The organism is Stenotrophomonas sp. SXG-1 (assembly GCF_014083965.1).
Taxonomy (GTDB): domain Bacteria; phylum Pseudomonadota; class Gammaproteobacteria; order Xanthomonadales; family Xanthomonadaceae; genus Stenotrophomonas; species Stenotrophomonas geniculata.
This window is the reverse complement of the sequence record NZ_CP046588.1, coordinates 3,745,917-3,758,548: the sequence shown is the minus strand read 5'-3', so window position 1 is coordinate 3,758,548 and position 12,632 is coordinate 3,745,917. Positions and strand designations below refer to the sequence as shown.

The 12,632-nt window shown below is 67.0% G+C and carries 10 protein-coding genes; 5 read left to right on the top strand and 5 right to left on the bottom strand.

Annotated elements, in window-relative coordinates; genetic code table 11:
* Positions 1 to 62 precede the first annotated feature (62 nt).
* Entirely contained in the window at positions 63 to 1,316 is a 1,254-nt protein-coding gene (locus tag GOC52_RS17125; protein ID WP_065178327.1) for a flavohemoglobin expression-modulating QEGLA motif protein, read from the top strand.
* Positions 1,317 to 1,763: 447 nt separating this feature from the next.
* On the opposite strand, the gene GOC52_RS17120 is transcribed toward GOC52_RS17125, so the two are convergent.
* From GOC52_RS17120 to GOC52_RS17100, 5 genes are all read right to left on the bottom strand, one after another.
* A complete protein-coding gene (locus GOC52_RS17120) occupies positions 1,764 to 4,061 on the bottom strand; it encodes a TonB-dependent receptor (protein WP_019337119.1) in 2,298 nt (765 codons plus the stop codon).
* A gap of 160 nt (positions 4,062 to 4,221) precedes the next feature.
* Positions 4,222 to 4,746 (bottom strand): hypothetical protein, encoded by a 525-nt coding sequence (locus tag GOC52_RS17115; protein WP_191849975.1) that lies wholly within the window; start codon positions 4,744 to 4,746, stop codon positions 4,222 to 4,224.
* A gap of 207 nt (positions 4,747 to 4,953) precedes the next feature.
* The gene (gene phbB, locus GOC52_RS17110; protein ID WP_005419193.1) at positions 4,954 to 5,694 is read right to left on the bottom strand and encodes an acetoacetyl-CoA reductase; all 741 of its coding nucleotides are present in this window, start codon (positions 5,692 to 5,694) and stop codon (positions 4,954 to 4,956) included.
* A gap of 24 nt (positions 5,695 to 5,718) precedes the next feature.
* Complete coding sequence (locus GOC52_RS17105) at positions 5,719 to 7,047, bottom strand: CitMHS family transporter (RefSeq protein WP_049411738.1); 1,329 nt, start codon at positions 7,045 to 7,047, stop codon at positions 5,719 to 5,721.
* Positions 7,048 to 7,122: 75 nt separating this feature from the next.
* Positions 7,123 to 8,262, bottom strand: coding sequence for an OprO/OprP family phosphate-selective porin (locus GOC52_RS17100; protein WP_191851475.1), 1,140 nt, complete (start codon positions 8,260 to 8,262; stop codon positions 7,123 to 7,125).
* Positions 8,263 to 8,504: 242 nt separating this feature from the next.
* Between GOC52_RS17100 and GOC52_RS17095 the strand changes: the two genes are divergently transcribed.
* Genes GOC52_RS17095 through GOC52_RS17080 form a run of 4 tightly spaced genes read left to right on the top strand, consistent with a single transcriptional unit; the run spans position 8,505 to position 12,309 of the window.
* Positions 8,505 to 9,194: a response regulator transcription factor gene (locus GOC52_RS17095; RefSeq protein WP_019662067.1), complete on the top strand. Its 690-nt coding sequence runs from the start codon at positions 8,505 to 8,507 to the stop codon at positions 9,192 to 9,194.
* Positions 9,187 to 10,578 (top strand): sensor histidine kinase, encoded by a 1,392-nt coding sequence (locus tag GOC52_RS17090; RefSeq protein ID WP_191851473.1) that lies wholly within the window; start codon positions 9,187 to 9,189, stop codon positions 10,576 to 10,578. The genes GOC52_RS17095 and GOC52_RS17090 overlap by 8 nt, the downstream gene beginning before the upstream one ends.
* Positions 10,575 to 11,630, top strand: coding sequence for an ABC transporter substrate-binding protein (locus tag GOC52_RS17085; protein WP_010480822.1), 1,056 nt, complete (start codon positions 10,575 to 10,577; stop codon positions 11,628 to 11,630). The genes GOC52_RS17090 and GOC52_RS17085 overlap by 4 nt, the downstream gene beginning before the upstream one ends.
* A gap of 28 nt (positions 11,631 to 11,658) precedes the next feature.
* Positions 11,659 to 12,309, top strand: a complete 651-nt coding sequence (locus GOC52_RS17080; protein WP_005414428.1) for a response regulator — start codon at positions 11,659 to 11,661, stop codon at positions 12,307 to 12,309.
* The last annotated feature ends 323 nt before the right edge of the window (positions 12,310 to 12,632 follow it).

The following is a 12,632-nucleotide window of genomic DNA, read 5'->3' as shown; positions in this document are numbered from 1 at the left end:
CCGAGCCGATGCTCGGGCGGCGGCGCGCAGCGTCGGACACAGCAGGGCGCTATAGTCCGCCCATGGAACCGACCGCGACGCTGGACCGTGACGTGGCCCACCATGCAGCGCTCGATGCGCGCCTGGTCGAGGCCGTGGGGGGCATCCGCCTGCTGGGCCTGACCAGCTGGCCGGCCACGCTGCAGGCACCGTTCCTGGACAGCGTGGCACGTGGACAGCCGGTGCTGCCGAAGGTGGATTACCCGAGGCTGGATTTCAGCGAGGAGCGCCACGCATTGGCTGCGATCGCCGCCGACTGCGATGATACTCACCCGCTGGGCCACTACGTGCGCCAGTCGGCGCAGAGCTGGGACCTGGCCGCGCAGCTGCTGGAAGGGTTGGGCACGGCGGCGGTCGATACCTGTTCGGTGCAGTTGTTCGGCGCGCCCGAGCAGCCGTTGCCAGGCAATGGCCCGAGCACGCGCGAAGCGGCGCGTCACTTCATCCAGATTGCTGCCGAACTCGATCACGAACTGCTGGCGCCGGAAGAGCAGGTGCCGGTCTCGGCCATTGCCCTGCAGCTGCAGCTGCAGAATGACCTGGATGCGTTCTTCGAATCGCGCATCATCCAGGTGCAGCTCGATCCAGAGCTGGTGTCCAAGGCCGCTGCCGGACCGACCCGCATCCGCCTGCGCACCAGTGCGCGCTTCAGTGCCTACGACCGCGCGCAGCTGTTCCACCACGAAGCGCTGGTGCATTCGCTGACCGCCTTGAATGGCCGCGAACAACCGGTGCTGCCCAGCCTGGCGTTGTCCTCGCCGCGGGTGACGGCCACCCAGGAAGGGCTGGCTACCTTCGCCGAACAGATCACCGGCAGCATCGACATCGAGCGCCTGAAACGCATCAGCCTGCGTACCGAAGCGATTGCCATGGCCCGCGAAGGCGCCGACTTCATCGAGGTGTTCCGCTACTTCTGCGATGCCGGGCAGAACGCCGAAGAGAGCTTTGCGTCGGCACAGCGCGTGTTCCGTGGGGTGCCGCCGAGTGGCGGCCTGGCCTTCACCAAGGACACGGTGTACCTGCGCGGCCTGGTGTCGGTGCATACCTTCTTCCGCCACATGTTGGCCGAGGACCGCCTGCAGGTCTGCCGCTGGTTGTTTGCCGGCAAGATGAGCCTGGCCGATGCGATCGCGTTCGCGCCGCTGTTCGAAGCGGGTGTGCTGAAGCCGCCGCGCTGGCTGCCGCACTGGGTGAGCCGGGCGAACGGCCTGGCCGGCATGCTGGCGTTTTCGCTGTTCGCCAACCGGATACGGATGGACCAGCTGGCGCCGGAATGAAAGGCGTTGGCGGGATGATGCGCTGGCGCCTCGATTGATATCGCTGGGCGGCGGTGGCGCACCCTGGCCAGGACACGCCGTGAACCCATCCATGGGGGCTCGATCGGCGCATCCATGCGCCTCACGGTCCTGGCCAGGGTGCGCCACCGCCGCCAGACAGTTTCCCGCGCGGGCGGCAGCACATCACCGCGCCGAAGGGATTGCGCTTGAAAAGCTTGAATAGCAAAGAGCCGGGCAATGCCCGGCTCTTTGCTCTTGCTCTTCTTTGCCCTCCGCACCGTGGCGCGGGAAACCGTCGAGCAGGGTCGGATGGGCAGGCGCAGGACCGTTGGCGCCATGGATGGCGCCATCGAGCCCCCATGGATGGGTTTACGGCGTGTCCTGCGCCTGCTCATCCGGCCCTGCCCCGCAGCGGTAATCAAGACGCCGCGGGGCAACGCTTTCGATTTAGAACTCCGCCGCCACCGTCATGAACAGCTGCCGCGGCGCGCTCGCATGGATCGCATACCGCGTGCCCTTCGGATCGGTCGGCGCGAACGAACTCAGCTGGCCGGCATAGCGCTTGTTGGTCAGGTTGGTCGCGTTCAACGACACCCGCACGTTGCGCAGGCCAAGGCCCGGGCCGAAGTCGTAGCCCGCACCGGCGTCGAAGGTGGTCACGCCCGGCACCGACTGGTCGTTGGTGTAGGTGTAGTAGCGCTTGCCGGTGTACTTGGCGCGCAGGCTGGCGAAGAAGCCATCGCGGTTCCAGCTGATCTCGCTGGAGGCCATGCGCTGCGGCGTATCCACCGTGATCTTGCCGGCCACCGGCACGATCGCGCCGCCCGAGGTGTAGTCATCCTCGTAGGTGGTCTTGTTCCAGGACAGCGCGTTGTACCACTGCAGGCCGTCGATCGGCTTGAGGATGAAGGTCAGCTCCGCACCGTGGCTCTTCACCGAACCGACGTTGATGAAGCGCGTCACGCACTCCGGACGCGTGCCGACTTCGATGCTCGAGCACGGGTTCAGCGACAGCAGGCGGTTGTCGAACTTCACGTTGTAGGCGGCGATCGAGGCCTGGTACTTCTCGCCGAAGGTACGGAAGCCGGCTTCAAGGCTCTTGGACTTCTCCGGCTCCAGGCCGGCGCTGGCCGCGAACGATTCCGGCGACACCTGCAACGGGCCACCGCTGCCGCCACCGACGAAGGCGGCGATGTTCTCTGCGTACGAAGCGAACAGCTCGTTGTTGGCGTTGAGCTTGAAGCCCAGGCCCACCTGCGGCAGCACCGACTTCTTGGCGGTCAGCGTGCCCGAGGCGATGCGGGTTTCCACGCCTGGCTGGGCGGTGGCGCGCATGCGGGTGTTCGGGCTCTTGATACCGACATCCACGGTCAGGCGCTGGTCCAGGAAGCGCATGCGGTCCTGCACGTAGAACTGGCGCGTGCGGATGTCGAAGTCCTGGTTGAACAGCAGGCGGTCCGGGTTCTTCAGGTACAGGTCGTCCAGGAACGGGCCGCTGATGTAGTAGAAGTTGCGCGACACGTTATGGTCGTTCTGCTCGTACCACAGGCCGGCTTCCAGTTCGTGGATGCCCACCGTCCACGACAGCGCGGCGGTCAGGCCATCGCGGTTGATCGTGTAGTTGGTGCTGCGGATCGAGATCGGCAGCATCTTGTCGGTACCCGGGTAGGACGGCTGGCCCGGTGCCCACCAGTGGCCCTGGCCACGGTTGTCGTGGTGGTAGGCCAGCAGCTTCAGGCGGCCCTGCTCGCCCAGGCGCAGGTCGGCATCGACCGAATAGAGGTTGTCGTCGCGCAGCGCGCGGCTCTGGTAGTAGGCATCGTCGATGCTGTTGACGCCGCCGCTGAACTTGCAGCGTGCCTTGTTGTAGGTGCCCGGTGCGCAGTACGCGGCAGCGACAGCGCGATCCCAGTCCGGCGCATAGATGTTCCAGTCGTAGCCCAGGCCACGTGCCAGCATGTCCTTGGACAGGTAGGCGTAGTTGGCCTGGCTGGCGCGCGAGGTCGCCACGAACGCACCGAAGCGGTGGTCGCCGACATTCCACACGGCCTTGGCGTTGAACTGGCGGGTGGTCTGGTTCTGGTACGGCGCGGCCCACATGTCCTGGTCCTGGTGCACGCCGGACACGTAGGCCGAGAAACCATTGATGTCGCCTGTATCCACGCGCAGGTAGCCGCGACGCTGGTTGTTGTCACCCACGGTGACGCTGGCGCGTCCACCGAATTCGGTGGACGGGTCCATCGAGAAGTACTGGATGGTGCCGCCCAGGTTGCTCGTCGACGCCACGCCCAGCGAGCCGATGCCCTGCGACAACTCTGCGCCGGCCAGGTTCTCGGCGATGATCGCGCGGGCAATGCTCAGGCCGTTGTAGTTGCCGTAGCTGTTGTCACCCAGCGGAATGCCGTCCAGCGTATAGCCGAGGCGGCTCTTGTCGAAGCCGCGCAGGCTGATGGTCTGCGATTCTTCGTTGGCACCGAAGGCGTCGTTGGACTGCACCGACACGCCCGGCAGGCGGTCGAGGATCTTCTGGCCGCTGGTGCCCGGCGGCAGCACCTGCTTGTCGACGGTGGTGATGCGCTGCACCTGGCGGGTCTCGCCCTGGCCGATCACGGAGACGGTATCCAGCGTCTGCGCGCTCAGCGCGGCATCGGTGCTGGCGCCGGTATCGGCGGCGGTGGCGGCATGGGCGCTGGCGGCGGCGGAGAGCGCGATCGCCACGGCGATCGTCAGGTGTCGGGTCTGCATGGTGGTCCGTTGCATTGGGGGGGGTCACCGGCACGCGTGCGCGGTGCATGGCCACTATGCGAACGGAACATGAAACCTTCTTTACGAAAAACCAACGAACGATGCAGGGCAGTGGTGCGTGTCCTGCAACATGTTCGTCATGGTGGTAGGCCGGTGGGAATCAGAAGCGCTCCCCAGGCCAGCTCAATTTGAGCTGGTCCATGCAGTCGCGGTCATGTTCGGAGAATGAGAACCCGATCTGGATGCCGTTCACTACTGTGCCGAACACCGTCGACTCGTCCAGGCTATGCCCTGACGGCACGGAAAGGACATTGAAGTCGGGGTAGCGACGACCCATCTGCTTTCGCGAGATGCAGGCGCCGCTCAGCCGCAGCGTAATGCCTTTGATGATTCGCCCCGACGCGTCGGTGTAGATCTGGCCAGAGGGCCCCTTGATCCTCCCAGCGACCACGAATGGCGCCAGATCGATGGTGGCGCTGTCGCCCCGGCCCATTCTTGCTTCCGAACGCGAGCCGGCCGGAGCCAGGGGTGATAGCTGCGCGACAAGGTCAGAGCGTGCCAGCTGCAAGGACCAGCGCTCCACGAGCCGCCAGGTTGCATCCGCCTCTTCCGCAGTGGCAGCAGGTGGGGTGGCCGCCAGTGGCGGGGTGGCGACCACAAGAAGCGCAATCAGCAATGCACGCATGCCAACCTCCTTGATCCGCGATTCCGGCCGTTCATCCATCGGGCTCGGCGAGCGTTGGCAGGTATAGCACCGGTTCTGCCGATGTATCGGGCAATACGTCCCGAAAATGCAGAAACAAAAAGGGGCCGGATCCCCCTCGCAAGCGAAGGTTCACCGGCCCCGCGCACTCCGTGGGGGAGGCGGTCCACGCCTTGCGTGGAGACAGGCTCAACCCATGTACAGGCCACCGTTGACCGGATAGTCGGCACCGGTCACATACGAGGCTTCATCCGAGGCCAGCCAGGCGCACAGGCCGGCCACTTCCTCGGGGCGGCCCAGGCGACGCACCGGTACCGACGCCGCCAGCCGGTCCAGCACATCCGGCGGGAAGCTGCTGATCGCCTGGCTGGCGATGTAGCCCGGCGACAGCGTGTTGACGGTGACGCCGCGTGAGGCCACTTCGGCAGCCAGTGCACGGCTGAAACCGTGCATCGCGGCCTTGGCGGTGGCGTAGTTCACCTGCCCGATCTGGCCCTTGTGGGCGCTGACCGAACCGATGTTGATGATGCGGCCCCAGCCACGCGTGGCCATGCCGTCCACCACCTGCTTGGTGAGGTTGAACAGCGCATTGAGGTTGGAGGCGATCACCGCGTTCCAGTCTTCCACCGTCATCTGCCGGAACAGCAGATCACGGCTGCCGCCGGAGTTGTTGACCAGCACATCGACCTCGCCCACTTCCGCTCGCACCTTGGCGAACGCGGCGCTGGTCGAAGCCCAGTCGGTGGCGTTGCCTTCCGAGGCGATGAAATCGAAGCCCTGTTCGCGCTGCTCGCGCAGCCAGTTGGCCTTGCGCGGCGAGTTCGGCGCGCAACCGGCAACCACGGTGTGGCCACTGCGGGCCAGGCTCTGGCAGATGGCAGTGCCGACACTGCCCATTCCACTGGTGACGTAAGCGATTCGAAGCGTCATTGCAGAAGGCTCCTTGGCAAAGGGTCAGGCGGCGAGGGGATACAGGCCGAACAGCAGGCTGCCGATCATCAGCAGCATCGAGATGGCGATGGCCCACTTCAGGGTGAACTTCTGGTGGTCGGCGAACTCGACCTTGGCCAGGCCCACCAGCAGGTAGGTGGAGGGCACCAGCGGGCTGAGCAGGTGCACCGGCTGGCCGGCCAGCGAGGCGCGCGCCATTTCCACCGGGGTGATGCCGTAGTTGCTGGCCGCCTCGGACAGGATCGGCAGCACGCCGAAGTAGAACGCGTCGTTGGACATGAAGAAGGTGAACGGCATCGACGCCACCGCCGTGATCACCGCCAGGTACGGGCCCCACGACTCCGGAATCACCGCCAGGAAGCTGTGCGACATCGCTTCGACCATGCCGGTGTTGTTGAGGATGCCGGTGAAGATGCCCGCGGCGAAGATCAGCGACACCACCGACAGCACGTTGCCGGCGTGGTTGACCACACGGCGGCGCTGCTCGGCCAGGTTCGGGTAGTTGATCACCAGGGCGATGGCGAAGCCGACCATGAACAGCACCGGCATCGGCAGCACGCCGATGATCAGCGCGGTCATCAGCGCCACGGTCAGTGCCAGGTTCACCCACAGCAGCTTCGGCCGCTTGATGTCTTCGGCATCTTCCACGGTCGGCAGCGCGTTGCTGTCGTCGGACACGCTGTTGTCCATCCAGCTGCCGCCCTTGGGCAGGGTCACAACACCCAGGCGACGGCGTTCCTTCAGGCCCAGGTACCAGGCCAGCAGCAGCACGCCGGCGCAGGCGATCACCATCGACGGGATCAGCGGCACGAACACATCGGCCGGGTCCACGTGCAGCGCGGTGGCCGCGCGTGCGGTCGGGCCGCCCCACGGGGTCAGGTTCATCACGCCGCCGGCCAGGATGGTCACGCAGGTCATGTTCAGCGCGTTCATGCCGAGACGCTGGTACAGCGGCAGCATCGCCGAGACGGTGATCATGTAGGTGGTCGAGCCATCGCCATCAAGCGAGATCAGCATCGCCAGCACCGCGGTGCCGAGCACGATCTTCATCGGATCGCCCTTGACGAAGCGCAGGATCACCCGCACCAGCGGGTCGAACAGGCCGGCATCGATCATCACCCCGAAGTAGAGGATCGCGAACATCAGCATCACGCCGGTCGGCGCGATCTTCTTGATGCCTTCCAGCATCATCTCGTCGATGCCGGCGCCGAAGCCGCCGATCAGCGCGAACAGGATGGGAATGGTGATCAGGGCGACGAGCGGCGACAGGCGTTTGCTCATGATCAAGTACATGAACGTAATGACCATGCCAAAGCCGAGGATGCTCAGCATCATCTGCGGACTCCTTGCGAATACAGGACGTGGGGGAGTGGAAGGGGCCCGGGCGGCATGCCCGGGAATCCGGGCTTAGAAGTCGTACTGCAGGCGTCCGGTGACCGCGCGCGTGCGGTCCACCGTCACCCCGGCCAAGCGGTCGCGGTTGCGGCTTTCGATCACGTTGAGCATGAAGCGCAGGTTGTCGCGCAGGTACCAGTTGCCACCCAGCGTCCAGGCTTCGGTGCTGCCACGGCGCAGGTCTGGCGCGCCATCGAGGTGCTGCGCACCCCACATCTGGTCGTAGCGCAGCGCTACTTCGAAGGCACCGGCCTTGTGGCGGATGTCCTTCACCCGCGCAAAGCGGCCGGTCTTGCGGTCGTATGCGCGGCTTTCGCCGGTGACGAACCAGCTGAGCATGCCGTAGGCGGCCATCACGTCGCCACGCTGCGCACCGTCATCGAAGGTGGCGCCACTGAACTCGCCCTGCCACGACAGCGGGCCGCGCACCTGCGCGTATTCCAGCGACCACTTGTTGACGTCGGTATCGCGGCCGGCGGAGAAGTCGACCAGGGTCAGGCGGCTTTCATCGGACAGGTGGCCGGCCGGGCGTGGTCGGATCTTCAGGCCCGGAACGCCGTTCGCGCCGGGGTTGTCATAGGCCTCGCGGGCCAGCGACAGGCCCAGGTGCAGCACGTCGCCGTCGCTGGGCGAGGGCGCCCAGGTAACGCGGCCACCCGCGGCGCGGCCCTTCACCTGCCAGGCATCGATGCTTTCCAGGCTGTAGATGCTGGCGGCCCAGGTGAAGTCACCCGGATTGGCCTGCCACGACGCGCCCAGCCGGTACAGCGGGGCCAGCGTGGTGCCGGCGTTGCCGCGCTCCAGGAAGCTGCCGTAGTTGGAGCTGGTACGGTCATCCAGCGAGAAGTACTGCTTGAACTGGCCGACGGTGAGCTTGCCGGCCTTGCCGAAGCTGCGCGCCAGGTACACGTCCTTGGCCTCGACGCGGTCGCCGGAGAAATCGGCCTCCAGCTTGTAGTCGACCACGAAGAACTTGCCGGATACGTCAACCCACGCGCGGCGGATTTCGGTGTCGTCCTTGTTCGGGGTGCCGCGGTTGTCGTTGTCGAAGGTAGCGAAGTCCAGGTGCAGGCGGCCACCGAGGGTGGCCGTGACCGGGCGGTCGTCTTCGGCAGCGAAGGCCGGCGCCGACAGGACAGCCAGCGCCATCATGGCGGCAGGACGCCGCCAGGCAAACGTGAATTCCACAAACCCTCCCAGGTGCGCGCCAGGCGCGCGGCAATCGTGGGCACCGGACGGTGCGCGGCCGCAGTCTGGGTCGGGCAAGCTGTCATCGTCCTGTCAACGGATTGTGCGGTGCAGCGTAAGGCGGCTCGCTGCTGCTTCCTGGCAGGGCCCGGCGAGCGCGGCAGCGGCATGCGGTAGCATTCGTTTCCCCTCCCACCCTCGTGCCCATGCGCCTGCTGCTGGTCGAAGACAACCCGGATCTGGCCGATGCGATCATCCGCCGCATGCGCCGCAGTGGGCACGCCGTGGACTGGCAGGCCGATGGCCTGGCCGCCGCCAGCGTGCTGCGCTACCAGAGCTTCGACCTGGTGGTGCTGGACATCGGCCTGCCCAAGCTCGATGGCCTGCGCGTGCTGGCCGGCATGCGCGAGCGTGGCGACAGCACGCCGGTGCTGATGCTGACCGCACGCGATGGCATCGAAGACCGCGTGCAGGCGCTGGATGTCGGCGCCGACGACTACCTGGGCAAGCCGTTCGATTTCCGCGAATTCGAAGCGCGCTGCCGCGTGCTGCTGCGTCGTGCACGAGGCCAGGCCAGCGAAGTGGTGCAGATCGGCGGCTTCCAGTTCGATAATGCCGCGCATCGGGTCAGTCTCGACGGCGAGCCTATCGAGCTACCCAACCGCGAGTACCGGCTGCTGGAGATTCTGGTCGGCCGCCTCGGTCAGGTGGTCGGCAAGGACGAGATCGGCAACGGCCTGTTCGGCTTCGACGACGAAGCCGGCCCGAATGCCATCGAGCTGTACGTCGGTCGCCTGCGGAAGAAACTGGCCGGTGCACCGCTGCGCATCACCACGGTGCGCGGTGTCGGCTACCTGCTGGAGGCCAGCGATGGCAGCGCCGACGCCGATGGCTGACGTACGCGCTGCGAACGCGGCGCCAGGTTCGCTGCGGCGCACGCTGCTGCTCTACCTCGGTGCGTTGCTGGCGGTGTTCGCGGTGGCGCTGCTGTTCGCCGCGCGCGACTATGGCCAGCGTGCGGCGAACCGTTCCTACGATCACCTGCTGGTGTCTTCGGCGCTGTCCATCGCCGATTCGGTGGCGCTGGTCGACGGCCAGTGGCAGGTCGATCTGCCCTATGCCGCGCTGGACCTGCTGGCGATGGCCCCGGAAGACCGCGTGTTCTATCGGGTGGCCGACAGCCGCGGCAACCTGATCACAGGTTATGGCGATCTGCCGTCGCCGCCGCGCCGTCCGGGCACGCAACCGCAGCTGTTCGACGCCGCCTACAGCGGCGAAACGGTGCGCTTCGTGGTGGTCGGCCGCAGTTTCGCCGCGGCCTCGGCGCAGGGCGAGGTGCAGGTGCAGGTGGGCCAGACCCGGCGTGCCCGCGAAGCCGTGGCGCAGGACATGGTCAATCGCGCGCTGCTGGCGATTGGCGTGCTGTCCGGCCTGCTGCTGGCGCTGGTGGCCTTCGGGGTGCACCGTGCGTTCCGGCCGCTGGTGCGGGTGGAGCGCGAGCTGTCGCGCCGCGAACCGTCCGACCTGAAGCCCCTCGACGCGCGCGTACCGCGTGAGATGGACCAGATGGTGGCGGCGCTGAACCGCTTCATGGAGCGCCTGTCCAGCAGCAACGAGACGCTGCGCGCGTTCATGGCCGAGGCCGCGCATCAGATGCGTACGCCGCTGGCGGCGCTGCGCGCGCAGGCACAGCTGGCGCTGGATGATGACGATCCGGAAGACATGCGGCGCAGCCTGCAGGCGATCGAGCGCAATGCCACCCATATGAGCCGCCTGCTCAACCAGCTGCTCAGCGATGCCAGCGTGATCCATCGTTCGCACCTGCAGCGCTTTGCAGCGGTGGACCTGGCCGAGACCGTGCACCAGGCCTTGCATGAAGCCCTGCCGCAGGCCGGACCGGTACCGCGCGTGCAGCTGGCGATGACCGCCGAGCCGGTGCAGGTGCACGGCGACGCGCTGCTGCTGCGCGAGGCGATCAAGAACCTGGTCGACAACGCACTGAAGTACGGCGGCGAGGGCCCGTTGCAGATCGCGCTGACCGTGGAAGGCGGTCAGGCGGTGCTGACCATTGCCGACCATGGCGCAGGCATCGCCCCCGCTGATGCCGAACGCGTGTTCGAGCGCTTCGCCCGTGGCGAAGGCGCGCCGTCCGGCGGCGCCGGGCTGGGCCTGGCCATCGTCAAGCGCGTGGTCGACAGCCATGGCGGCCGCATCGACCTCAGCAACCGCCCGCAGGGCGGGCTGATCGCCACCATCCGCCTGCCACGGAGCAGTCCATGATCCGCCTGTTCGCTGCTGCCGTTGCCTTGCTGCTGGCCCTGCCGGTACTGGCCGCGCCCGGCGACGTACGCCGTTTCCCGGCCCAGGCAAAGGCCACTGCGCAGCTGCGCATTCACGGCACCACCGACATCGAAGTGTTCGCGGTGGTGATCGCCGATTACCAGCGCCTGCATCCCGGCACCGAGGTGGTGTACGAGGACATCATCACCCAGGACCTGTACGCGCGTTACCTGCACGACCGCGGCGGGCCGGCATCGCCGGACCTGCTGATCTCCAGCGGCATGGATCTGCAGACCAAGCTGGTCAACGATGGCCACGCGCTGCCACACCGTTCGGCGCAGACCGCTGCACTGCCGGCCTGGGCACAGTGGCGCAACGAGGCCTTCGGCATCAGCTACGAGCCGGTGGTGATGGTCTACAACACCCGCATGCTGCCGGCCGCGAAGGTGCCGCACACGCGTCGGCAGCTGCTGGACCGGCTGCGCGCCGAGGGAGCACCGCTACGCGGCAGGGTCGGCACCTATGACATCGAGCGCAGCAGCGTCGGCTACCTGCTGTCTACCCAGGATGCGCAGCGTGGCAGCATCGCCGGTGCGTTGCTGGGCGCGCTGGGCGACAACGACGTGGTGCGCGAGGAGCGCACCGGCGTGCTGCTGGACAAGGTGGCCAGCGGACAGCTGTCGCTGGTCTACAACGTGCTCGGCTCCTACGCGCAGGCGCGCGTTGATGCCGGCGCACCGCTGGGCATTGTGGAGCCCGAGGACTACACGCTGGTGGTGCTGCGCACCGCAGTGATTCCGCGCACCGGCCCGCACCCGGAAGAAGCCCGGCGCTTCCTCGACTACCTGCTGTCGCCACGCGGCCAGCAGGTGCTGTCGCGCGAGGCACGGCTGATGCCGATCGTGACCGGCAACGCGCGCGGCGATGATGCGCCGGGCCGCAGCCGCCGCCCGATCCAGCTGGGTCCGGGCCTGCTGGTGTATCTGGACGCGCTCAAGCGCCGCCAGTTCCTCGATGCCTGGCGCAGCAGCGTGGAGCCGGCAGGGCGCTGAGGCTCCGGCCTGCCCGTACAATGGCCGCATGAGCGAATACACCATCCTGATCGCCGATGACCACCCGCTGCTGCGTTCGGCGGTGGTGCAGTCATTGCGGCAGAGCCTGCCGCTGGCGCAGGTGCGCGAGGTCGCCAGCGCCGAGGCCTTGGCCGAAGCACTCGACGCACATCCGGATGTGGACCTGGTGCTGCTCGACCTGACCATGCCAGGCGCGCACGGTTTTTCCGCGCTGCTGCACGTGCGTGGCTCGCATCCGGACATCCCGGTGGTGATCCTCTCGTCCAACGACCATCCGCGGGTGATTCGCCGCGCGCAGCAGTTCGGCGCCGCCGGGTTCATCCCGAAGTCGGCGCCGGCCGAGACCATCGGCGAGGCCGTGCAGGCGGTGCTCGATGGTGGCCTGTGGTTCCCGGCGATGGCCGCCGAGCGTTCGGAGGCCGATGCACTGCTGGCCAGCCGCCTGGCGCAGCTGACCCCGCAGCAGTTCCGCGTGCTGCTGTGCCTGGCCGATGGCCTGCTGAACAAGCAGATCGCCTATACGTTGGGCCTGGCCGAGAACACGGTGAAGGTGCATGTCACCGCGATCCTGAAGAAACTCGAGTGCCATAGCCGAACGCAGGCAGCGGTGCTGGTGAAGGCACTGGAGCCCGAGGGCGACGCCGGCATCGGGTTGTAGTTTCCGGCCAACGGCGCAGCCCCTCGTGGGTGGGTTTGGGTTGGTCGCTGAAAGCAGAAGCTGCGAGCGGGCCGGTCGGGTTGGGTGCGCGGGGGTGTCAGCCGCATGGATGCGGCTGCCAAGCCTTATCTGATGGAAATCTGGCAGCGTAGGTGCCGAGAGCCGGCGTGGGCCGCCGTGTAAGCCTGGATCTCGACGATCGCCTTGGAGCTTGGCGCCCACGCCGGAATCTCCCTTGATCCGCCCGAACAGTTGCTGGAGCTGACACTCGCAGTGATAAGACTGGGCAAGCGGGGGAGCTCTCGACCCTTCCAGACTATACG

Excerpts from the sequence above, each read along its gene's own strand:
- GOC52_RS17125 (WP_065178327.1), top strand. The coding sequence starts at position 63 with ATGGAACCGACCGCGACGCTGGACCGTGACGTGGCCCACCATGCAGCG.
- GOC52_RS17080 (WP_005414428.1), top strand. The coding sequence starts at position 11,659 with ATGAGCGAATACACCATCCTGATCGCCGATGACCACCCGCTGCTGCGT.
- phbB (WP_005419193.1), bottom strand. The coding sequence starts at position 5,694 with ATGACGCTTCGAATCGCTTACGTCACCAGTGGAATGGGCAGTGTCGGC.
- GOC52_RS17090 (WP_191851473.1), top strand. The coding sequence starts at position 9,187 with ATGGCTGACGTACGCGCTGCGAACGCGGCGCCAGGTTCGCTGCGGCGC.
- GOC52_RS17100 (WP_191851475.1), bottom strand. The coding sequence starts at position 8,262 with ATGATGGCGCTGGCTGTCCTGTCGGCGCCGGCCTTCGCTGCCGAAGAC.
- GOC52_RS17085 (WP_010480822.1), top strand. The coding sequence starts at position 10,575 with ATGATCCGCCTGTTCGCTGCTGCCGTTGCCTTGCTGCTGGCCCTGCCG.
- GOC52_RS17115 (WP_191849975.1), bottom strand. The coding sequence starts at position 4,746 with ATGCGTGCATTGCTGATTGCGCTTCTTGTGGTCGCCACCCCGCCACTG.
- GOC52_RS17095 (WP_019662067.1), top strand. The coding sequence starts at position 8,505 with ATGCGCCTGCTGCTGGTCGAAGACAACCCGGATCTGGCCGATGCGATC.
- GOC52_RS17120 (WP_019337119.1), bottom strand. The coding sequence starts at position 4,061 with ATGCAGACCCGACACCTGACGATCGCCGTGGCGATCGCGCTCTCCGCC.
- GOC52_RS17105 (WP_049411738.1), bottom strand. The coding sequence starts at position 7,047 with ATGCTGAGCATCCTCGGCTTTGGCATGGTCATTACGTTCATGTACTTG.